Raw genomic sequence first — 22,223 nt, 5'->3', positions numbered from 1 at the left:
CCATGACCATTTTAACTTCAAATATTAACCCGCTTGATTCAGACTTTTTAGCAAAAGCTGAATCAATGCAGGCACTTGTTGATGACTTAAAAGCTAAAACGAAAGAAATAACCCAAGGTGGCGGCGAACGCTTAGTTGAACGTCATCGCAGTCGTGGTAAGTTATTTGTGCGTGACCGCATTAATTGTTTATTAGACGAAGGTTCACCGTTTTTAGAAGTATCGCAATTTGCAGCATTTGGTGTGTATCCAGAACAAATCCCATGTGCAGGTGTGGTAGCAGGCATTGGACGCGTTAAAGGCGTTGAATGTATGATCATCGCCAACGACGCAACGGTTAAAGGCGGTACTTACTTCCCTATTACCGTTAAAAAACATCTGCGTGCGCAAGAAATTGCAGAACGTTGTCATCTTCCATGTATTTATCTTGTTGATTCAGGTGGTGCTAACTTGCCTGAGCAAGACGAGGTGTTCCCAGATAAACTGCACTTTGGCCGTATTTTCTATAACCAAAGCCGTATGTCAGCAAAAGGTATTCCGCAAATTGCTGTGGTAATGGGCTTATGTACCGCAGGTGGCGCTTATGTGCCAGCAATGGCTGATGAAAGTATTATCGTAAAAGAGCAAGGTACCATATTTTTAGCAGGTCCACCGCTTGTAAAAGCAGCTACAGGTGAAGAAGTATCAGCCGAAGAACTTGGCGGCGCTGATGTACACTGTAAAACATCCGGTGTTGCCGATCACTACGCTGAAAATGATGAGCATGCCCTTTCAATTGCACGCCAATGTGTGTCGCGTTTAAACCATACACGCCCTACCACACCAATTTTAACAAATTTCAAAGCACCTCGTTATGATGCGAAAGAAATTTACGGCATTGTGGGTACCGATCTTAAAAAACCATTTGATGTTCGTGAAGTGATTGCCCGTGTTGTCGATGATTCTTCGTTTGATGAATTTAAACAATACTTTGGCGAAACATTAGTTACTGGCTTTGCTGAGATTTTTGGTATGCCTGTGGGTATTGTTGCCAACAACGGTATTCTTTTCTCAGAATCTGCACAAAAAGGCGCGCATTTTATTCAACTTTGTGCCCAGCGCAATATTCCATTGGTGTTCTTACAAAATATAACCGGCTTTATGGTGGGTAAAAAATACGAAGCAGAAGGTATTGCAAAACACGGCGCTAAAATGGTGACAGCTGTGAGCTGCGCCGATGTGCCAAAATTCACCATTTTAATTGGTGGCTCGTACGGCGCAGGAAACTACGGTATGTGTGGTCGCGCATTTGAGCCAACCATGATGTGGATGTGGCCAAATGCCCGTATTTCAGTAATGGGTGGCGAGCAAGCCGCTGGCGTATTAACCCAAGTAAAACAAGATGGTTTAAAACGTAAAGGGCTTGAAATGAGCGACGATGAAGTTACCGCATTTAAAAAGCCAATTATTGCGCAGTATGAAGAACAAGGTCATCCGTATTATGCCAGTGCACGATTATGGGATGATGGCATCATCGACCCTGCTGAAACACGAAACGTACTCGGTCTTGCTTTAAGTGCAGCGAAAAATGCACCAGAGCAAGAATCGAAGTTCGGCGTATTTAGAATGTAGGAGTAAGAGATGTCTGTAACCTTAACAATAACAAAACAAAAAGTTGCGACCCTTACAATTGAACGCAGCGAAGTACATAACGCATTTGACGCACACACCATTGCACAACTAATTCAACAAATTGAATATGCCAACACATTGGATATTCGCGCGTTAGTTTTAAAAGGCGAAGGTAAGCATTTTAGTGCAGGTGCTGATTTGAACTGGATGAAATCCATGGTCTCGAATACGCTTGAAGATAACGTCGCGGATTCAATGGAACTTGCGCGTTTAATGCAGGTACTGTTTGAAACCAAAGTGCCTACCCTGTGTTTAGTGCAAGGCGCGGCTTTCGGTGGTGCACTTGGTTTAATTGCCTGTTGTGATATTGCTGTGGCCGATGAAAAAGCGAAATTTTGCCTAAGTGAAGTAAAACTAGGCCTGATCCCAGCCGTGATAAGCCCGTATGTGATTAATGCAATTGGTGAGCGTCAAGCGCGCCGTTATTTCCAAACGGCTGAAGTATTCTTTTCCGATAAAGCACTTGCCCTTGGTTTAGTTCATGAAGTATCAGATTCACCTGAAGATACACTCGACACCCTACTTCATGCAATTTTACAAAACGGACCTGAGGCTACAAAGCAAGCAAAACAGTTGATTTGTGATGTAGCAAACAAACCGATAGATGACGATTTACGACAACTAACAGCAGAACGTATTGCCCAAATTCGTGTATCGGATGAAGGACAAGAAGGTCTGCAAGCCTTTTTTGATAAACGCAAACCAAGCTGGCAATAGAGAGCATCACCATGATTAATAAACTTTTAATAGCAAACCGCGGTGAAATTGCGTGTCGCATTATCAAAACAGCACGTCGTTTAGGCATTAAAACTGTTGCGGTTTATTCTGACGCTGATATTCATGCAGAGCATGTAAAAGCAGCGGATGAGGCCTACCATATTGGCGCTGCACCAAGTCGTGAATCGTATTTAGATGGCGATAAAATTATTAATGTTGCGCTTAAAGCTGGCGTAAATGCTATTCACCCAGGCTATGGCTTTTTATCAGAAAATACGCACTTTGCTGATAAGTGCGAGCAAAATAATATTATTTTTATCGGCCCAAGCAGTGAAGCAATTAACGCAATGGGGTCAAAATCACGCTCAAAAGAGCTGATGTTTGAAGCTAATGTGCCGCTTGTACCAGGTTACTATGGTGAAAACCAAGACCCAGCATTTTTACTTACAGAAGCGGAAAAAGTAGGTTTTCCCGTTTTAATTAAAGCGACCTATGGCGGTGGCGGTAAAGGCATGCGTGTGGTGCGCGATAGCGCATCATTTAACAAAGAGTTAGAAGGTGCAAAGCGTGAAGCACTTGCAGGTTTTGGCAACGATAAAGTGCTGATTGAACGCTATGTTGAGGCGCCGCGTCACGTAGAAGTACAAGTGTTTGCAGATAACTTCGGTAACTGTATTTATTTAGGCGATCGCGACTGTACACTGCAGCGTCGTCACCAAAAAGTGATTGAAGAAGCCCCAGCGCCTGGTTTAAGCGCTGAGCTTCGAAAAGAAATGGGAGAAGCGGCGGTACGCTGCGCTAAAAAAATTAACTATAAAGGCGCAGGTACCGTTGAATTCTTATTGTGTGGCGATGAATTCTTCTTTATGGAGATGAATACACGCTTGCAAGTAGAACACCCTGTTACAGAGTGTGTGGTGGGTCAAGATTTAGTTGAATGGCAATTAGCCGTTGCTAGTAACGAGCCGCTACCGCTAGAGCAAGACCAAGTGGTGATTTCTGGCCATGCCTTTGAAGCACGTATTTACGCAGAAGAGCCAAGTGATGACTTTATGCCATCTTCGGGTGTGTTAACTCTATTTGATATGCCAAATGAGCATGCAAGTGATCTTTCAGCGGTAAGAATCGATACCGGTGTGATTGAAGGCTCTGAGATCTCTGCATTTTACGATCCTATGATTGCAAAACTGATAGTGCATGGTGCAAACCGCAACGTTGCGCTGCGTCAGCTTTCACTTGCCCTTGAGAAAACAGCTATTTCAGGTGTTGCGACTAATGTGAGCTTTTTGCATACCTTAGCAAATCACCCTAGTTTTATTGAAAGCCCAACTAGCACCCATTTTATTGATGATCACATTAATGAACTGACGCAAAAAGATGAACATGAACAGACTCTGCAATTAATAATGGCAGCGCTTGTTTATATTAATGCAAATACGTGTAAAACAAGTACATCACCTTGGAATACGCTCACCGCATTTAGCTTAAATGCCAGTAACCATTACACCTTGCCATTTGTTGATTTTAATCTTGAATGTCGACGCAATAACGATGCTATGACCTTGGTTTACGGTAATGAGAGTTTTGCTGTAAATGCCGATTTTAACGGTAATAACCTCACCGCATTTATCAACGGTGAAAAACACACGGCAAAGTTTGTATTAGATGAGCAATCTATTGCGATTATGCACAGTGGTAACACCCACCAATTTACATTAAAAAGTAAGCACTATGTTGCTGAAAAGCAAAACGATGGTAATAGTTTACAAGCCCCCCTTAATGGCACAGTAGTCAAGCAAGTGGCAAGCGTTGGCGATAACCTTAAACAAGGTGATGCCGTTATCATTATCGAAGCGATGAAAATGGAATACACCTTAACAGCACCATTTGATGGCCAGTTAAGTCAATTTTATTTTGCTGAGGGCGATCTTGTGTCGCACGGTGACCTACTTGCTAAAGTTGAGGAAGCGTAATGCAACCAAAGTTTGTAAAAGTAGTTGAAGTAGGCGCACGTGATGGCTTGCAAAATGAAAGCGCGGTATCAACACAAGATAAAGTATTGCTGATTAACGCGCTTGCAAAAGCTGGCGTTAAGCATCTTGAAGCCGGCGCATTTGTGTCACCCAAATGGGTGCCACAAATGGCAGATTCAGACGAGGTTTTAGCGCAAATTGATAAAAGTGCACTCTCTACATTCAGCGCACTTACACCTAATTTAAAAGGCGCTGAGCTTGCATTTAGCGCAGGCGCAAATGAGTTTGCAATTTTTACCGCAGCAAGCGAAGCCTTTACTCAAAAAAACATTAATTGTTCGATTGATGAATCTATAACACGTTTTCAACCTGTGATGGATTTTGCTAAGCAACATAATATTCCAGTACGTGGTTATGTGTCGTGTGTTATGGGTTGCCCATATGATGGTGATGTTAGCCTTGACAATGTTGTAAAAGTAACCAAAAAGCTGTTATCTATGGGTTGTTACGAAGTATCACTTGGCGACACTATAGGTGTAGGCACACCGCATTCTACCGAACAATTATTAAACGCTCTGCTTGAGCAAGTTTCAGCTGACAAGTTAGCTGTACACTTCCATGACACTTACGGACAAGCGCTTGCTAACGTATATACCGCGCTTAATATGGGCATTAAAACAGTGGACAGCGCAGTTGCTGGCCTTGGTGGCTGCCCTTATGCCGCTGGTGCGTCAGGAAATCTTGCCACTGAGGATTTAATTTATATGCTTAATGGACTTGGCATTGAGCATGGAATTGATTTAGAAATGCTAGCCCAAGCAGGTTGGCAAATTAGTGAAGCATTAAATAAACAACCAACAAGTAAAGTTTCACTGGCATTAAAAGCCAAACTAACTTAACCGATTTCTCGCCCTACTCGTTCAGGAGAATTTTATGGCAGGTTTTAATAAGGTCGTCGACAATTATCAAGACGCACTTGAAGGCATTAAAGACGGCGATACTGTTATCGCAGGCGGATTTGGCTTATGTGGTATTCCAGAGGGCTTAATCGCAGAAATTAAACGTAGAAAAACCACTGATCTTACCGTGGTTTCAAATAACTGTGGTGTAGATGATTTTGGCTTAGGTATTTTATTACACGATAAGCAAATAAAAAAAATCATCGCATCATACGTTGGTGAAAATGCTATTTTTGAACAGCAATTGCTAAATGGTGAAATTGAAGTTGAGCTCACGCCACAAGGCACACTCGCTGAAAAAATGCGTGCTGGCGGTGCGGGTATCCCTGCGTTTTATACCGCAACGGGTTACGGTACACCGGTAGCTGAAGGCAAAGAAGTTAAAGAATTTGATGGGCGCCCGTATATTCTTGAAGAGTCAATTACCGGTGAATTTGCCATTGTAAAAGCGTGGAAAGCAGATCGTTACGGTAATTTAGTGTTTCGACACACAGCAATGAACTTTAACCCTATGGCCGCAACGGCGGGTAAAATCACAGTAGCTGAAGTGGAAGAGATTGTTGAGCCAGGTGAACTATCACCAAGCGAAATCCATACCCCAGGCATTTATGTTAACCGCGTGATTAAAGGTAACTTTGAAAAACGCATCGAACGTGTAACTACAAAAGACTAGGAGGCAACATGGCGTTATCAAGAGAACAAGTTGCAATGCGTGTTGCACAAGAACTACAAGACGGTTATTACGTTAATTTAGGCATTGGTATTCCTACCTTGGTTGCTAACTATGTACCCGATGGTATCGAAGTCATGCTGCAGTCTGAAAATGGCTTATTAGGTATGGGGCCATACCCTACTCGTGACCAAGTTGATGCGGATATGATCAACGCGGGTAAAGAAACCGTTACAGCAGCCACAGGTGCGGCAATATTTAATAGTGCCGAAAGCTTTGCAATGATCCGTGGTGGTCATGTAGATTTAACAGTACTTGGTGCCTTTGAGGTTGATCAACAAGGAAATATTGCTTCTTGGATGATCCCCAAAAAGCTTGTTAAAGGTATGGGTGGCGCAATGGATTTAGTTGCAGGTGCAAAAAATATTGTCGTTACCATGACCCACGCCAATAAACACGGTGAATCAAAGTTACTTGAATCATGTACGTTACCACTGACAGGTGTTAACTGCGTTAAGAAAATCGTTACTGATTTAGCTGTGTTAGAAGTTAAAGACGGTGCTTTTTATTTATTAGAGCGCGCACCAGGTGTAAGCGTTGATGAAATTATCAGTAAAACGGCTGGCAAATTAATCGTTGAAGGTGACATACCTGAGATGACAGTGTAAACCGCTTAACACAGAAACAGTTCCTCATTCCCGGTGTAATGAACACTGAGAAACCCAACAAAAACCCCTCAATTGAGGGGTTTTTTCTTTTAACCCTATCGACAAAACGACTTCATAAATTATACCAATTCTGTTAAGTATGTGATCAGAGGTAGCGCTGGATAAATGAAATGATAACAAGGCTGAATTTTTCTTATGTAGTTGCTCTACATTGATAAATTCAAACGCAGTTAGCATGATATTTAACCCGCTAGAATGATCAGCTATTTAAGTGAATTGGTATTAATCACGTCGCATTACAAGGCTAATGAAAGTCTTTGTTAAAGCCAAAATCTAGTTTTTTGATTAACTGCATAAACTTGCTCAAAAACACTTTTTTGTGCGAAAAACACACCAAATTATCGATTTAACAATATTTATTGCAATTTATCGTTAATCATTAACAATACAGCCAGTGATAGCTTTAATTTTTAACGAATTCACAATCAATTCGCTTAATCGTTGTTTTTTGTTCATTTTGATGTGACATTTGTTTTTTGGTTTGGTACAAATTAATTAACAAACTTATCCAAGATAAGAAAAATTGACAGGAATGAGGAAAGAAGTATGTGTTCAATTTTTGGCGTACTAGACATTAAATCAGATGCAGCAAAGCTGCGCTCACAAGCAATCGAAATGTCGAAGTTACTTCGTCACCGTGGCCCAGATTGGTCGGGCGTATATTCATCAGAAAAAGCAATCTTGGTGCACGAGCGTTTAGCCATTGTTGGTGTTTCAAGTGGCGCGCAACCACTTTATAACCCAGAGCAAACACATGTACTGGCAGTAAACGGTGAAATTTATAACCACAAGCAATTAAAACAAGATTTAGCCGTAGACTTTGAATTTCAAACTGAATCAGATTGTGAAGTTTTACTAGCACTTTATAAACAAAAAGGGCCTGAATTCTTAGATGACTTAAACGGTATTTTTGCATTTTGTTTATACGATGAAGAAAAAGACGCTTATTTAATTGGCCGTGACCACATTGGTATTATTCCACTTTATACCGGTCATGATGAGCATGGTAACTTTTATGTTGCATCTGAAATGAAGGCACTTGCACCTATTTGTAAAACTATTGAGGAGTTTCCTCCGGGTCATTACTTATGGAGTCAAGACGGTGAAATTCGCCCTTATTACGCACGTGACTGGCAAAGTTATGATGCGGTAAAAGATAACGAAGCAAAAGTAAGCGATGTAAAAGAAGGCTTAGAAGCGGCAGTTAAACGTCAATTGATGTGTGATGTGCCTTACGGCGTACTATTATCGGGCGGTTTAGATTCATCGGTAATCTCAGCAATCACGCAAATGTTTGCTGCTAAGCGTGTTGAGGATAACGATGAATCAAGTGCTTGGTGGCCTCAGTTACACTCTTTTTCTATTGGCTTAGAAGGCTCGCCTGATCTAGCCGCTGCGCAAAAAGTTGCAGATAGTATTGGCACAGTACACCACCCTATTACCTTTACAATTCAGCAAGGTATCGATGCGCTTAAAGAAGTCATCTACCACATAGAAACATACGATGTGACTACTATTCGTGCGTCTACACCGATGTATTTAATGGCACGTTATATTAAAGCCATGGGCATTAAAATGGTGTTGTCGGGCGAAGGTGCAGATGAGTTATTTGGCGGATATTTATATTTCCACAAAGCGCCCAATGCGAAAGAGTTCCATGATGAACTAAACCGTAAAGTAAGTAAGTTACACCAATTCGATTGTTTACGTGCAAACAAATCGATGGCAGCTTGGGGTGTTGAAGCGCGTGTACCATTTTTAGATAAAGAATTTGTTGATACCGCAATGCGTATCAACCCTGAAGGTAAAATGTGTAAAGACGGTAAAATCGAGAAACACATTATTCGTGAAGCATTCGATGGCTATTTACCAGATGAAGTATTATGGCGTCAAAAAGAGCAGTTTTCAGATGGCGTTGGTTACAGCTGGATTGACACATTAAAAGAGCATGTTGAATCAATCGTAAGTGACCAAATGATGGAAGCTGCTGCGTTTAAGTACCCGATTAACACGCCACAAACAAAAGAAGCCTATTACTACCGCTCAATTTTTGAAGAGCACTTTCCAGGTGATGCTGCAGCGAAAACTGTCCCACATGGTAAGTCTGTTGCTTGTTCTACCGAAGCGGCTCTTGAGTGGGATGAAAGCTTTAAGAACAACGCCGATCCATCAGGTCGTGCAGCGGGCGTTCATAACGAAGCGTATTAATAATTCACTTTATAAAACATGAAAAAGCCCGAATTGTCGGGCTTTTTTATTTAAAACGGTCTTAGGTTTTTAGTGAAAAACGCGTCTAAGCCTTTATTTGAATTAAATTTTATAACCGCTATGTAACTTATATCACTATCAATAGGAACGGGTTTAATAAATACAACCTCATTGGTTACTGCGTTATTTCCCGAAACTTGCCAGCTAAGAGAGAGCTTCGCATTTTTATAATATGTTTGCGGAAAACCCGTCGCACAATAACGCTTTGGCTCTACAAGCGTGCAACTCACCATTTTTCCAGTCTCTGTTACTTTGAGCGTTATATTTTCAATGGTTTCGTTGCTGTCGTTGTAAAAAGCCAAACCCGAAACCGTTAGTTGATTTTCAACATGTGAACTGCAACCAATTAACGCGCTAAATAGAGTCATAAAGGCTAAGTTACGCATATTGTTTTGCATTGTGTAATACCCCTTTACATAAAAAGAGCGCCTTTAATATCAAGCGCTCTAGCAATAAAACCATAAATAAAACACACAAACGATTATTGATTTACAGCCATTTGTGCACTTGACACTTTTCGTGCAGCCATTAAATCAAGGTTAAGTTGTTTTGATATAGAGGTTAATAATTCAAGCTCTTGCTCAATCAGTGGTAACGCATCAATATCGTATGCTGACTGACTTATCCAAGCAGGTTCAATCAGGTTAGCTTTATAACTAATTAAAAATATCGCTGTGTTATCAATAAATTCACACTCAAAGCTTTGTGCATCGGCTTTTTTCATAAACATGGTGTAAAGCGCGAGGATCTGTTCCATCATCACTGGCGTAAGTATGTAGCGAGCAAGCACTTGATCAGTTGAAAATACGTCGAACGCTTGTTCAAAGTAGTTGTTTTCTAATTCTACCTTTTGTGTTGCTTTGGGGTCTTTTGTTAGCCAATTTGCAACTTTGCCTCGGTCTTGCTGAACGATAGTATGTGAATTAAAATTAAATGGCATGGTTAACTTAACCATACAGCCTTTAAACATTGTGTGTCGGCCATTATTACCACTGCGCTCGAGCTTTAGTTCACAAAATTGAAAGCCTATATTATCAAGCTCGCCAACAATGCTATCTTCTGTTTCAATGTGGTCAAAACTAGGTGAGATTGCGAGCTTTTTAATCTCGTCTTTTTTGATTTCTGAGGTCAGTGAATAACTAAATTCACCATACATTTTAACTAATATCGGCATCACGTTTCGTTTGTAAAAGTGGATATAATCAAGCGCTGGTTTATACGCCCAACTGGTGCCAATACAAAACGCAAATATAAGTGTAGAAAAGAAACTACCATCGCCCCCTAGCGCAACAACTAACAAAACAAAAATTACCACTGCAGGAAACACTTTAAAATTAAGCAGGCGCTTTCGCTTTTCAAACTCGCTGTTAAACGAATCTCGTTGCTGTTCAATGAGATCTAACTTAGGTTTGATCTCATGTTCAAACGTGTTTTTTAAAGTGTCTGATGCTGGTACATCGGTAGCATTTTTTTTATGACGTCTGAAACGTAATGACAATGCGTCAATATACCCTTTTATTTCTTTCGACAAAAAATCTGCAAACTCATGTTTATCCGATGACATAAACTCTCCTTGTTGCTATAAAGCCCGTAACTAGTTTAAAAGTTCTGCGGCGTTAACCGGCTGTCGTTCAGATTCAGAAATTTCAAAAAATGCCATCGCTTTCACACCAACCATGGCGGCAATGATGTTGCCTGGAAACACTTGAATTGCGTTACGTAATACACGATTAGCGCTATTAAAATTACGTCTTGCTGCGGATATATGCGCTTCTACATCGGCATAGGTACGCTGCGCATCAAGCATGGTGGCATCAGATTTTAGCTCTGGGTAATTTTCTACCGCAATCATCAAACCAGATAGTGAGTTTTCTAACTGACCTTCAAGTTTAAAACGTTGTTCGTTGTTATTGCTGCTGGCCGCATTTAATACATCAGTTCGCAAACGGGTAACTTCTTCAAGTAGCTCCTTTTCGTGCTTCATAAATTTTTTAGCGATTGCTAATACATTTGGAATTAAGTCGGTACGTTTTTTAAGTTGCACATCAATGCCAGAGAACGCTTCTTCCATCGCGTTGCGTTTGGTTATTATTGAGACATACCACGCATAAAAAATAACAATAAATACGACTAAAATTGAAATGAGCAACCAGTTTGCTGTGAGAAATTCAGACATAATTCTTTCCTTTTAACGTTATCAATCCTTTTAATAAACGGGCTTGTGTATGACTTAGCAAAGCCCGTCTAGATTTCAACCAATACCTTAACATTTAGGTACATCATTTTAAATTACCTATATCTCAGGTATGTTGATTTTTGCTGCTCTATTTTAGCTCTTATTAATCGTATTATCCCGCTACGTTCGAAATTACGCCAAATCCGATACGCTATTCAAACTGCGATAAGCAATCATAAAAAAAAATCAACAGTTTTTAATAACTAACAATTCGCACAATGTTACTTTTTGAGGATGCATTTTCGACGTATAACTGCAGACCTGCAGCGTTATTGGGAACATCAAATTGTATTTGTGTACTGGTGACGTTTGACGGGGTTACTTTTAATGCGCCAATGACAATTTTGCTGTCTTTAGTAAAACCAACGCCGTTTAAGGTAAACGGCTTGCCTTTACTAAGCGATATTTCACTGTGACCAAAAATAAGCGGAGACGCGTTATTAAACGCATCGACTTTCATTTCATTTGTTTTGCTATCAGCGTCGTAAATGAACAAGGCATACTTGCCTTTTGGCACATCAAAATTAAAGGTTAATTGATTAGCGCTTACGGAACTAGGTTTAAAGTTAAATACATTATTGTGTTGATACACAACTACAACTGGGTCGTTTAACGCACTGAAATTATCACCTATTATCGTAATTGCATCACCAAAACGATAGCGCCCTTTTTCAATCACATTGTTAAAATTACCACCCAATTCATTTATTTGAATAAAACCTTTAGCAAACGGCTTTACTTTAGAAGATGGGTTTAAATCAAAGGTATCAAGTACTTTATCGTTATCACTGTCTGATGCAAATGCATGTGCACAAAACAAACAACCCGTAATAATAGCGATAACATAACTTCTCATAATTAACTCAAATTGTGACTACTTTATTAAGTTAGTCATATACCATTTATTAATAAAGATGTTTATAAAAATATTACACAAAAGTGTGTTTTTCTCGACTATTAACACACAGCGTTGATAATGACGGTGCTTTGTTTTTTCAAGTACATAATTAACGATCTCAAAACTAATTTTATACCAGCCACGAAAGCGCAAAAAACAATGGAAACAACAAAATATAAATAACAGGCCAACGTGCGATACGATATTTGACCTTTACCCCGCGCGCCTTTAAAAACGCAATGAACAATTCTGAATTTTTGGTGTTAAATGTATGCACCCCGTGAGATACGTTTAATATATCCGTTAGGGAAAAGTGCGTTGTAATGTATGGACCAAATTTGAATAATGGGGTTAGCGGTAGATAATACACGTTAATACTTACGATATTGGCATATTTTATAAAGTAGTCTTGCTGCCCTTTTAAATCAGGAATACTCACGCCTTTACGGGTAATAAACACATCTGAGTTATAACAGTTACTACGCTGAAAAAAAGCCTGTAACCACACTAACAATATAAAAATAAACGGTGTTGCCGCTAATAAAACGCTTGTTTGTGATTCCCGTGTATTATATCGCGGACCAGCATCGATAAAAAATGCAATAACCACTGATGCAATCAACATGATTAAAAATGAGGTAAAACGTGTATAAGGTATTCGCCGAGTATGCGCTAAACATACTTGGTGTTGGTTTTTAAGTAACTCTTCGATATTCATTTGGAAATATCTTACGTGTGTTAGGAATAATTAGATGCCATATAAGCTTGGTATAATACAAACGATGCAAATTAGATAGTTCAAACTTACCACATATTGTTCAAAATTTACTCTTGTTATAAAAAGCTATCACTGAATAATGCTCCGTTTATCGCAATTACACAAAGTACTGGGATGATTAACATAAACATACGTGCCATTTTTAATATACCAAAATGTGTTCTTTCGAAACTAAGCGGGTAAGAAAAATAAGTTAGTAAATAAACCATAGGTTGAAGTGGAAAGTAATCTACTTTTAAAACGATTGATTGACCTGAATTTGTATCAATGCACAACTGTAAAGCTCTACATGAAAGGCTTTTACTTTTAGTGTTTTGCATATAATGCACATGAATATTTTCGATATCGTTTTTGCACAACGTCAATTGCCCTTTTTTATGACCAATTAAGCGATTTGCAGGCAGCACTAACGCGCTGTTACTGACTGACACAAACAGTTTGCTACCAGTTTGATAGTACACATTCACCAGTATCATTCGTAAAACTAAATAACATGGCACAATGGGCAGATAGACTAAGGTTAAGTCTCTAAAAGCAATATTAACTATTGCAACGTGATGATTAACTAGTGGAAACAGCGAAACTGCTAACAGTAGTACAAAGAAAATAAGTTCAAGCCAAAAAGGTAATGGATAAAATATCTTTGTTACTCTTAATTGGATAATACTGTTTTCACACAGCTCATTTTTACCGTTAAAGTCGGTGTATTTAAACCAATGTGTATTGTCGGTTGTTATCGTTTCTTCCATGGGGTGTTTACCACAATCCTTTTTATTTTAATAAGTTGATCATGTACCACTTGTTATCTAAGAGCGCGAATTTACAGTGACCTCCCCTAGTCGCTTCAGCATTTGTAGTGCGATCGATAGTTTCGAATGAATACCTTACCCATACCTCAACATCATGGCCTCGTCGCTGAGCGGAACTTTTAACTACATAGTTGTCCGATTGCTTTGCGTTTTCAAAAACTCTAACATCGTGAACAATAAAATTATTTACTCCTGAATAGCTTTTAAGATAAGCCCAGTCATGAACCTTGTTAATAGCCTTTTTCAAATCCGAATCAGGTACGTCAAGCGGAATATAGATACTTTTCATTAATTCAACGTCTTTGTTTTTTACTATCTCAACGGCCTTTAAACAGTTTTCTTTGGGTATAGCGACATCAATTGCTGCATGGGCATAGGATGATAGCGTAATCGCTGTTATTGTTATAAATGGCTTTAACATATTAACGTCCTTATTATTTTAGTGAACTAACTTTCAGGCAAGCTGCGTACTTTTGTCAGATATTTAGCTTTTCTTAGCAAGTGCTTGCGATAACGCTTTTCGAACATTACTTCATATTTAGCGATAAAATCTTCGGTTTGTTGGGTTCTATTTTTATAACTAAAAAACGAACTATCCTGCTTTATATGCTCTGTTGCCTCGTCTATATAACGCTCATATATATTAGACGCTTGGATTATTGTTATAAATTCTTTTGTACTTAACCCTTTGGATTGGTAAACGTGTGTCATCGGCAACACAATACAGGCAATTGCTGTGGATTCAACGCTAAAGTCTACGCGCGTTTGACCATTAAAATGAACTGCGCTTAAGTATGCCTGTAACTCACCAAGGTTGTTTTTGGTGTAAGTAAAAACAACTTGTGACTGTTCATCGGTTTTGGTTAAGAGGAATGTATCACTCTTAATAGGCTTTGCCATTGTGGAGTAAATACCACCAATTGCATCAATTGGTTTTGCGTATTTTTCACTTACGTTAAACGCAATAGATTGCTGAACACTATAATTAACGTAATTACTTCGGCCATGTCGATTTGTAACTGAGTAACTACTACCCGCTACATTATGTGGTACGCGTACCGTGATTTCGTTAGGTGAAATCATAGCTGCTTTAACTGGCATGCTTTCAAACAGTACACTAGTATCATTATCAAAATTGTCGCCGTTTAACACGATCACTTCACCAGGAATTAGTACTTTAGGGTTTAGCGCTGATAATAATGGTAACTGCCCACTTTTAATTTCAACTGGGTAAGGCTCTGACTTAAATCTGTCCGCAACGATAGATACGTTTGCATCACCACTTGCATTTGGCATAACAAATCTCATGATGGTTTTATCGTTTATTTTATTTACTTTGCTGGCAATTACGTTGTAGTGCTGCCCTTTCTTAGTTTTTATTATAACGACTGGGTTTTCAATGGATTCCAGATAGTCTTCAACTATTAGCTCAATCTCATCATTAGCCCGTGTAAAATAATTTACTTTACTGTTATCAAACAGTGTATCAAGTGAGGTAATTGATAAACCGCCTGTTCGTTGCCACGGCTTAACTTTTAGTTTTTCAAGCCTATATTTATCGTACATATCAAATACACCGTCATTATCATCATCTAAATCTAGGTGATCAATAAAACGATCATTATCAAAATTGTTTGGTTTATTGCTAAGGCCGCTTTCTAATTTATCTTCTAGATCATTACCATCAGCATCCTTATCGAGATAATTAGGCATGCCATCATTGTCGAGGTCGTTTGAACCTTCGATGCGGTCGCTAAATGTATCGTTATCAGAGTCGGTATCTAACCAATTTGGAATGCCATCGCCGTCGAGATCTCTATTAAATTGATTAAACTCCATTCCATCGAGGATCTTATCTTTATCCTGATCATTTGATTGTGTGTCAGCGCCAAATGCAATTTCTTTGAGATCGTCTAGCCCATCGACGTCACGATCAGAAAAAAATACAATTTCGTACGTAAAATTAGCTGTACCTGCGTAGTTTTCATCAATAACACTTAACTGATACTTACCCGCAGTAAAAATTGGAAAGTTAACAACGTAAATATTAGGTTTTTGGTATTTGTACAAAAAGATTTCATCGATTACGCGACCGCTTTCATTTGAAACATATACTTGCGGTTTAAAATCTTTTGAATTGGTGTAAAAAACGGCAGTTAACGATTTACGCTCTGCTACTTCAAATTGATATAAATCTCCCTTATCTAGATTTGAAGATATTGCCCCTTTTACACGCACTCCTTGAACGAGTTTAATCGGCGTTGCTATGCTGGGATTATCGTTTGGCTCCTGCTCAAGGTAAACAGGGTATTGCGATTGACGAGGATCGAATGGGTAATCATCGTTTTCATCTAAAACCCCATCGCCATCTTCGTCTTTGTTCTCCCAAGTCCCCTTAGGCGTTTCGATTTGAGCAATTGGCGCAGCAGATGCGCCTGCGTTATATAATATGAGCGCTATTAACGCTAATTGATAAATCATAACAATCCTTGTTACATTATTTATGTTCTCAGTTAAACCGTCATTATGGAGCAACCTTCGTAAATAAAAACGCTATAAGTGAATTCTCCATAAATTGCTATCTTTTATTTTTTCAAAAACACAACCGTCGTTTGATGAAAATTTGTCCCCATTTGTCCAGTTTATGAGTACTTGTGCGATGTTATCTTGCGTTTTGTCTGAAAGACGCTTTTCTTTAACGATATAGTTACCGGCTTTTGACACTCTTTGTTCAAAGCGGGCTGCTTTCTTTAACAGAGCTTGCTCGGCTCTTTTGGCTTTATCACCTTCAAACCACACTTTATCTACAAATGACTTTAGAGTTTCTAAGTCTGCCTCTTTTTGCGCTTGTTGATAAACATCGCATTTTTCTATAAAAATTGGATCTTGATTATTTTTGGCAGCGATACCGTAGTTTGGTGATGCAATTAAAGGTGCGCTAGACAATGCTAGCGCTAAAATAGTCCATCTAAATGTCATCACAGTCCTTGTTTAGCTTGGTATGTAAATCGTTAATTATACTTGAATACGCGAATACTATTACTTTGTGCAAATTTGTTGCGTACTTGAAAATCACGAACATTCGTTGACTTTGGAACTTTAAATGACAATGAATCGTTTGATACTCGCGTAGGTTTAATACTTATATCACCAAATTCAACCTTTGTATCTGTATCAAATCCAGTACCCGTTATGGTAAATTCTTTACTTTTGTTTAAGATAACAGAGGTACCTCCAAAAATGAGTGGCGTATTTGCGCTAAAAGGTTCTAAATCAATTTCATTAGTTCTTTGATTGTCACTATAAACAAATACTTTATAAGTTGATTTAGGTATCTTTAATTTGAATGAGATGCCCTTTTGAACTAACTCTACTTGCTTTATGTTATAAGTCACTTGATTATTGTAAATTACCACAACGGGTTCTTTTAATTGGTTTAAACCCATACCGGAAATCATAACTGTATCATTTATGCGATAACGTCCTTTTTCAAGTTTGTTATTAAAGTTACCTGATACTCGTGACAATTGAATTATTGGTAAGTCCTCAATCGACATTGTTTTAGCTTTTTGCTCTGGCGAACTGTCATAGATATCAAACACTTTATCATGATCTGTGTCTTTTTCAGTTTGACTACTTAATACTGACCCAGACGCCATTACATTGGTTGTAAACAGCGTAAGAAATAACAAATTTGCTATCTTACTCATCTTTATCCTTTACTAAGTAATTAAATACACTGTTTTACCAGTTAAGGTCATGTATTGTTAGAATCAAACTTGAGCGCGAGTTGACCTTTATACAAGCTTTAAATACTTCTCTAACAAATGACTTTTGCGCTCTATTTAAGTAAGTTCAGCATATACCAGTTATCATCTATATAGCCAAACTCACAATATCCACCAACTGATTGTTCTTTTTGAGTTCTTACTATCGTTGTATCAAATGTATACCTGATTCGTAACAGCTTAGTGGCCCCCCATTTTTCATGACTCCTTCGAACTGAAGAAACCTTATGACTTTGAGGTTGCTTTATGAGCTCATAATCAGTTGTTTTAAAGTTAGCTATGCCGTTATATCGAGAGCCAAAGTACTTGTTATGTTGTTTTGTAACCAAACGTTCAAGCGCACCGGTATTATTCGACAGTACCTCCGGTAAAAATGATTTAAACGTATCATAGTCTTGGTTCGTTACAATGTCTGACGCTGTTGCACATTGGTTTTCTTGCTCACTATATTCCGAAGCATATACGTGACCTAGTGAAAACAAGAATACAACACAGAATAATTTTTTCATTTCAACTCCTATAAAAGCCCTTAAAAAAGGGCTTTATTTAGATTAACTATTTCGCTGCACATTCGTCATCTGTTGAGCGTGCAAATTCAGATTGTTTTACCATTACTTGTTGTGTAACTGCTTGATAATGAGTGCCTGATTGACCTACTTCTACTTGATAGCGCTTAACAACATCTGGACATAAATCTCTGCCTGACTGCGCATCGCCGGAAACACTTATAACATCACCGCCGAACTGTATGTAGTATGTACCAATTCCATCATCAGCTCGGATACCTGTAAGTTCAACTGAGTGTGTTCCCTCATCTAGAGATACATAGACAGGTCCTACTTTTCGTTTTGGAGAACTATTGTCATATTTAACCGCACCATTAACAGATAGTTTGTAAACGTCATCATTAAAGTTACCGTTGTCGCCAAATATAATTTCTAGCTGACTTGGACCGAAGAAAGGATATTCGTTACTTAAATCGCCATTTACTTCTACAGTAATAAAGCCAGTTTGAACCTGATTCGGTACTTTAACTACGAGCACTTCGGTAGTGGCTGAAACAATCGTGGCACTAATCCGCGAGTCATTCGGGCCTGTGAAAGTGACTTTATTATCTGATATTTTCGTACTGAACCCGACGCCTTCAATTGTTACCTCAGTTCCGGGGGGCGCTTTGTTAGGTGTTACATTTGTGATTGAAAGACTAGAATCAATCAGTATTTCATAACCTAACTTTGCTTCGTCACCTCGATGTCTAACATAAACTGTGAGAGGACCAACCGCCTCTTCAATCTGTTGGATATTATCGAGTGTAAATGTTAGTTTTGTACCCTCTTTGTTTACATATTGAACATCTGTATCGAGCTCTTTACCCGTGACGCTATCAATAACAATTACCTCTGGTTCGTCGTCCCAAATCCCTTTTACAACAGCCATACCACTGCCGACAATCTCAAATGATTTTTGGGTATTATCTTTGAAAATTGTTCGCGGTGTAATGTCTGAAAGCGTTAGCCCCCACGAAACAACATAATCAATTTTTGTCGGAACCGCCGCCATATCTTTTAGTGTTTTAGCCATATCTATCATTGCGGACGCAACCATCGACGCATCGTATGCCGTGTCTATGGCCCCCCAACCAGGGAATAATTTCTTAGCAAGCTTTTCAGCAAGTGCCTTCCTAAAATCAGGCATTTGAATTTCATAGGCAGAAAGTATCGCTTGAGTAGCTGGGCCTACCGGTATGTTTGGCAATTTACTCATATCCATCGTTAGAATTGGTTGAATTTCTTTCTTATAAAGTTCTTGACCAATATTATATGCAAGATCCTTCCAATCCTGCTCGGTCACAGTGTCCTTAGCGGCTAGAGCTTCAACCTGATCTGTGATTGCAGGCATATGCTGATATACTGCCATAATAACATCGCGTACCATTTTAGCTTTTGTGGCGTTGTCAGCTGGTATACCAATTCCAACTGCATCAATTAGCGTATTGTAAAAGCGAATTACAATGTTATCGATGATCGTTCTAATCGCTAACATTTTCTTAGCTTTTTGGCCCGATAAATTATAACTTTCGGTACCTTTTAAACTAAAAGGACTGATGCCATAGATGCCATCTACACCAGGCGTGATTATTTGATACAAGCAGTCTTTATAAACGCATTTATCAATTAATGAATCAGCTGACCAAAATTCTAATCCAAGGAAAGTGCCGCTCGTAGGTCCCATCATATCTTTGTGATAAGGCGTATCGACATGCTCTTGAAGTGGGTTATTTAAAGCACCGTCTTTTAAGTTACCGGTCATGGGGTTTACCTCATATACACGGTAACTTAAGTACAATTGGCTTCGGTTTTGTAACTCGACACAGCCATCATAATGAAGCACTTCGTGCCATTTAGGGTCTACGCCTTCACCACACTTATGTCCGGCAACAAACTTATTCTCAAGAAAGGTAGTTGCCTCCATAGACATATCAAAAAGCGCCCAAGTTCCGTTGGTTTCAGGGTAAGAAACAATACTTGGTTCAATTGACGTATCTGTGTTGGTAGAAATAAATTTATTTGTCGCGCCAGTTTCACCATTGGCTTTAGCAACTCGATGCTTTTCGGTACTGTTAGGCCTAGTTACTTTATCTAAAATTTTACGTCCATATTGGTTCAATAGCGCAATACGTTCCTGACGAGGCTCAGTAAACGAGAAAAACGCCGAGTCTTGTTTTAAATAAACCACAGACTGTTCGATATAGTCTTTATACTCCTCAAATTCAGCTACTTTTTCTAAAAATTCCTGTGGTCCAATACCCGAACCTAATAACATTAAATCAAGATAAGCAACCAGTGCTGCACTCGCTGTAGATTCGTCACTAAATTCAATTTTACGCTGTCCAGGAACCAACAATGCACTCAAATAAGTTTCACGATCACCTTGTTGATTTACTGTATAGCTATAAATCACTTCAGGTTGGGTACCGAGTACTTGGTGATCAAATGTATTTCCCGTTATAGCGGAACCATGGCTGGGTAAGATTCCACCGATATGGGTAATTTCCTTTACATTGTTTGACGTTACATTAAATTCAACATTTGTGTTCAATATGTAACTAACAGCGTTACTTGCGCCATGTGTGTTAGTTACCCAGTATGAACCACCAGTGATGCCCTCTGGCACTTGTACCGTGATTGTGTTTTCGTCAATCAAGTTTGCTTTAGCCGCTTTACTACCAAAAAACACACTTGTGTCGTTATCAAAATTATCACCTGATAACGTTAGCAAATCTTTTTCTCCTATCGTTCTAATCTCATTAGACAACAGCGGTAAACTTGATTCGTGTACAGTGAAAGGCATTTCCTCAGAAATGTAATCTCCTTCATAGGCTACTTTTAGGTAACCATTACCAACAGTATTTGGTACCTCTAACGTCAATCTATAATTATTATCTTGATCTTGCGTGATTTGAGGCTTTGAATTTGTTACGACGCCGTTTATTTTGTATGACACCACAACATTCTGAGTTTGTTCTGTTAAACCACTTACGATTAACTCAGCCTTGTCTCCAGCTCTAACAAAATCCCTTACCGTATAAGCTGTTGACGTTACATTATTCGTCCAGCGCAGCATGATGCCGTTTTCTTCGATAGCGGTAATACGCGACGCGCGTTCTAAACGCTTTTGGTCATATATATCAAGAATATCATCATTGTCATCATCTAAATCTAAGTGGTCGATAAACGAGTCATTGTCAAAATTATTCGGATTTTTTGGGTCGCCACTTTCCAACTGATCGTCAATATTGTTTCCGTCCGAATCCCTATCAATGTAATTTGGGAAAAAATCGTTATTTAGATCGTTGATACCTTCAATTTCATCACCAAATCCGTCTCCATCCGCATCTTCATCGAACCAGTTTGGAATACCATCCTCGTCGAAATCAATATGACTTGGTGCAGCCATAAGCGCGTACTCAAAGCCGTCCTTAATCCCATCTTTATCGTTATCTTGAGATACTAGACTAGATCCAAATGCATATTCCTTCATGTCATCAAAAGCGTCTACATCTTCATCGGTAAAAACACTTACGTTGTATATTAGGTCGCTACCACCGGCGTAATTGTTATCCATTACACTTAGGTTATATGTGCCGGCATTTTGAATTTGAAAGTTAACAATCACAACGTTTGGACTTACTGAACGATACATTTCATAAGATTCAAGCACTTCACCGTCTGCATTTGACAAATAAACTTGTGGTGAAAACCTTTGTGCATTTGTTCTAAAAATCGCGGTAATAAATTTTGTGTCTTGTACTTCAAACGCGAATAGATCACCTTTATCAAGGTTTGAAGAAATCACACCATTAACAATAAACCCATGTTCTAAGCTTACTGGATTAGCAATTGATGGATTGTCATTGGGTTCCTGTTCAAAGAACTCTGGATAACTGTTTTCGTTAGGGTCGAAAGGTAAGTCATCTTCTAAATCAGGTGTACCATCCCCATCTTCGTCATTGTTTTCCCATGTACCTGTCGAAGGATCGATTACATCTCCACCGTCATTACCATCAGTGCCATCATTTCCGTTTCCATCATCAGTCCCCCCATTTCCATCATCTGGTTGCACCGTGTCAGGTTCTGTTTCTATTGGGTCGTTACATCCAGCTAATCCGAGTGAAATTACACCACTCAAAAACATCGCTATAAGCGTTTTAGTCTTCATTAGTTGTCCT

Annotated in this window: 19 protein-coding genes; 7 read left to right on the top strand and 12 right to left on the bottom strand. The window is 39.0% G+C overall.

Going from position 1 to position 22,223, the window contains the following annotated elements; translation table 11 throughout:
- The first annotated feature begins 2 nt into the window (after nt 1–2).
- The 7 genes from ACXAFE_RS07030 (at nt 3) to asnB (ending at nt 8,925) form a co-directional block, all read left to right on the top strand.
- Nucleotides 3–1,610, top strand: coding sequence for a carboxyl transferase domain-containing protein (locus tag ACXAFE_RS07030; protein WP_475150531.1), 1,608 nt, complete (start codon nt 3–5; stop codon nt 1,608–1,610).
- 9 nt (nt 1,611–1,619) lie between these two features.
- Nucleotides 1,620–2,387 (top strand): enoyl-CoA hydratase/isomerase family protein, encoded by a 768-nt coding sequence (locus ACXAFE_RS07025; RefSeq protein WP_475150528.1) that lies wholly within the window; start codon nt 1,620–1,622, stop codon nt 2,385–2,387.
- Between the two features lie 11 nt (nt 2,388–2,398).
- Entirely contained in the window at nt 2,399–4,360 is a 1,962-nt protein-coding gene (locus ACXAFE_RS07020; protein WP_475150525.1) for an acetyl/propionyl/methylcrotonyl-CoA carboxylase subunit alpha, read from the top strand.
- Nucleotides 4,360–5,259, top strand: a complete 900-nt coding sequence (locus ACXAFE_RS07015) for a hydroxymethylglutaryl-CoA lyase (protein WP_475150523.1) — start codon at nt 4,360–4,362, stop codon at nt 5,257–5,259. Before ACXAFE_RS07020 ends, ACXAFE_RS07015 begins: the two co-directional genes overlap by 1 nt.
- Before the next feature lie 34 nt (nt 5,260–5,293).
- A complete protein-coding gene (locus ACXAFE_RS07010; RefSeq protein ID WP_010560120.1) occupies nt 5,294–5,992 on the top strand; it encodes a CoA transferase subunit A in 699 nt (232 codons plus the stop codon).
- A gap of 8 nt (nt 5,993–6,000) precedes the next feature.
- Nucleotides 6,001–6,657: a CoA transferase subunit B gene (locus tag ACXAFE_RS07005; protein WP_475150519.1), complete on the top strand. Its 657-nt coding sequence runs from the start codon at nt 6,001–6,003 to the stop codon at nt 6,655–6,657.
- Between the two features lie 606 nt (nt 6,658–7,263).
- Nucleotides 7,264–8,925 (top strand): asparagine synthase B, encoded by a 1,662-nt coding sequence (gene asnB, locus ACXAFE_RS07000; RefSeq protein ID WP_475150516.1) that lies wholly within the window; start codon nt 7,264–7,266, stop codon nt 8,923–8,925.
- A gap of 50 nt (nt 8,926–8,975) precedes the next feature.
- Here asnB and ACXAFE_RS06995 read toward each other — a convergent pair whose 3' ends face one another.
- The 12 genes from ACXAFE_RS06995 to ACXAFE_RS06940 form a co-directional block, all read right to left on the bottom strand.
- The gene (locus ACXAFE_RS06995; protein WP_475150513.1) at nt 8,976–9,383 is read right to left on the bottom strand and encodes a hypothetical protein; all 408 of its coding nucleotides are present in this window, start codon (nt 9,381–9,383) and stop codon (nt 8,976–8,978) included.
- Between the two features lie 83 nt (nt 9,384–9,466).
- A complete protein-coding gene (locus ACXAFE_RS06990; protein ID WP_475150510.1) occupies nt 9,467–10,549 on the bottom strand; it encodes a DUF3137 domain-containing protein in 1,083 nt (360 codons plus the stop codon).
- A 30-nt stretch (nt 10,550–10,579) separates the two neighbouring features.
- Entirely contained in the window at nt 10,580–11,161 is a 582-nt protein-coding gene (locus ACXAFE_RS06985) for a LemA family protein (protein ID WP_475150506.1), read from the bottom strand.
- A gap of 256 nt (nt 11,162–11,417) precedes the next feature.
- Nucleotides 11,418–12,077, bottom strand: coding sequence for an IPT/TIG domain-containing protein (locus ACXAFE_RS06980; RefSeq protein ID WP_475150503.1), 660 nt, complete (start codon nt 12,075–12,077; stop codon nt 11,418–11,420).
- Between the two features lie 172 nt (nt 12,078–12,249).
- Nucleotides 12,250–12,837 carry a hypothetical protein gene (locus ACXAFE_RS06975; protein ID WP_475150501.1) on the bottom strand — a complete coding sequence of 196 codons (588 nt, stop codon included), beginning with the start codon at nt 12,835–12,837 and terminating at the stop codon, nt 12,250–12,252.
- Between the two features lie 116 nt (nt 12,838–12,953).
- Nucleotides 12,954–13,646, bottom strand: coding sequence for a hypothetical protein (locus tag ACXAFE_RS06970; RefSeq protein ID WP_475150499.1), 693 nt, complete (start codon nt 13,644–13,646; stop codon nt 12,954–12,956).
- Nucleotides 13,647–13,668: 22 nt separating this feature from the next.
- On the bottom strand, nt 13,669–14,127 hold the full coding sequence (locus ACXAFE_RS06965; protein WP_475150497.1) for a hypothetical protein: 459 nt from the start codon (nt 14,125–14,127) through the stop codon (nt 13,669–13,671).
- A gap of 26 nt (nt 14,128–14,153) precedes the next feature.
- Nucleotides 14,154–16,187 (bottom strand): IPT/TIG domain-containing protein, encoded by a 2,034-nt coding sequence (locus tag ACXAFE_RS06960; RefSeq protein ID WP_475150495.1) that lies wholly within the window; start codon nt 16,185–16,187, stop codon nt 14,154–14,156.
- 72 nt (nt 16,188–16,259) lie between these two features.
- Nucleotides 16,260–16,685 carry a hypothetical protein gene (locus ACXAFE_RS06955; RefSeq protein ID WP_475150491.1) on the bottom strand — a complete coding sequence of 142 codons (426 nt, stop codon included), beginning with the start codon at nt 16,683–16,685 and terminating at the stop codon, nt 16,260–16,262.
- Nucleotides 16,686–16,717: 32 nt separating this feature from the next.
- Nucleotides 16,718–17,416, bottom strand: a complete 699-nt coding sequence (locus ACXAFE_RS06950; protein WP_475150488.1) for an IPT/TIG domain-containing protein — start codon at nt 17,414–17,416, stop codon at nt 16,718–16,720.
- A gap of 131 nt (nt 17,417–17,547) precedes the next feature.
- Nucleotides 17,548–18,003 (bottom strand): hypothetical protein, encoded by a 456-nt coding sequence (locus ACXAFE_RS06945; RefSeq protein WP_475150485.1) that lies wholly within the window; start codon nt 18,001–18,003, stop codon nt 17,548–17,550.
- Between the two features lie 46 nt (nt 18,004–18,049).
- Nucleotides 18,050–22,213, bottom strand: a complete 4,164-nt coding sequence (locus ACXAFE_RS06940) for an IPT/TIG domain-containing protein (protein WP_475150483.1) — start codon at nt 22,211–22,213, stop codon at nt 18,050–18,052.
- Between the last annotated feature and the right edge of the window lie 10 nt (nt 22,214–22,223).

Source organism: Pseudoalteromonas sp. ABV4_021, assembly GCF_056159365.1.
Note: the sequence above shows the minus strand (reverse complement) of the source record. Positions and strands in the feature narration are given on the sequence as shown.

Bases quoted from the DNA above. Each gene is read 5' to 3' on its own strand.
- ACXAFE_RS07030 (WP_475150531.1), top strand. From the start codon at position 3: ATGACCATTTTAACTTCAAATATTAACCCGCTTGATTCAGACTTTTTA.
- ACXAFE_RS07025 (WP_475150528.1), top strand. From the start codon at position 1,620: ATGTCTGTAACCTTAACAATAACAAAACAAAAAGTTGCGACCCTTACA.
- ACXAFE_RS07020 (WP_475150525.1), top strand. From the start codon at position 2,399: ATGATTAATAAACTTTTAATAGCAAACCGCGGTGAAATTGCGTGTCGC.
- ACXAFE_RS07015 (WP_475150523.1), top strand. From the start codon at position 4,360: ATGCAACCAAAGTTTGTAAAAGTAGTTGAAGTAGGCGCACGTGATGGC.
- ACXAFE_RS07010 (WP_010560120.1), top strand. From the start codon at position 5,294: ATGGCAGGTTTTAATAAGGTCGTCGACAATTATCAAGACGCACTTGAA.
- ACXAFE_RS07005 (WP_475150519.1), top strand. From the start codon at position 6,001: ATGGCGTTATCAAGAGAACAAGTTGCAATGCGTGTTGCACAAGAACTA.
- asnB (WP_475150516.1), top strand. From the start codon at position 7,264: ATGTGTTCAATTTTTGGCGTACTAGACATTAAATCAGATGCAGCAAAG.
- ACXAFE_RS06995 (WP_475150513.1), bottom strand. From the start codon at position 9,383: ATGCAAAACAATATGCGTAACTTAGCCTTTATGACTCTATTTAGCGCG.
- ACXAFE_RS06990 (WP_475150510.1), bottom strand. From the start codon at position 10,549: ATGTCATCGGATAAACATGAGTTTGCAGATTTTTTGTCGAAAGAAATA.
- ACXAFE_RS06985 (WP_475150506.1), bottom strand. From the start codon at position 11,161: ATGTCTGAATTTCTCACAGCAAACTGGTTGCTCATTTCAATTTTAGTC.
- ACXAFE_RS06980 (WP_475150503.1), bottom strand. From the start codon at position 12,077: ATGAGAAGTTATGTTATCGCTATTATTACGGGTTGTTTGTTTTGTGCA.
- ACXAFE_RS06975 (WP_475150501.1), bottom strand. From the start codon at position 12,837: ATGAATATCGAAGAGTTACTTAAAAACCAACACCAAGTATGTTTAGCG.
- ACXAFE_RS06970 (WP_475150499.1), bottom strand. From the start codon at position 13,646: ATGGAAGAAACGATAACAACCGACAATACACATTGGTTTAAATACACC.
- ACXAFE_RS06965 (WP_475150497.1), bottom strand. From the start codon at position 14,127: ATGTTAAAGCCATTTATAACAATAACAGCGATTACGCTATCATCCTAT.
- ACXAFE_RS06960 (WP_475150495.1), bottom strand. From the start codon at position 16,187: ATGATTTATCAATTAGCGTTAATAGCGCTCATATTATATAACGCAGGC.
- ACXAFE_RS06955 (WP_475150491.1), bottom strand. From the start codon at position 16,685: ATGACATTTAGATGGACTATTTTAGCGCTAGCATTGTCTAGCGCACCT.
- ACXAFE_RS06950 (WP_475150488.1), bottom strand. From the start codon at position 17,416: ATGAGTAAGATAGCAAATTTGTTATTTCTTACGCTGTTTACAACCAAT.
- ACXAFE_RS06945 (WP_475150485.1), bottom strand. From the start codon at position 18,003: ATGAAAAAATTATTCTGTGTTGTATTCTTGTTTTCACTAGGTCACGTA.
- ACXAFE_RS06940 (WP_475150483.1), bottom strand. From the start codon at position 22,213: ATGAAGACTAAAACGCTTATAGCGATGTTTTTGAGTGGTGTAATTTCA.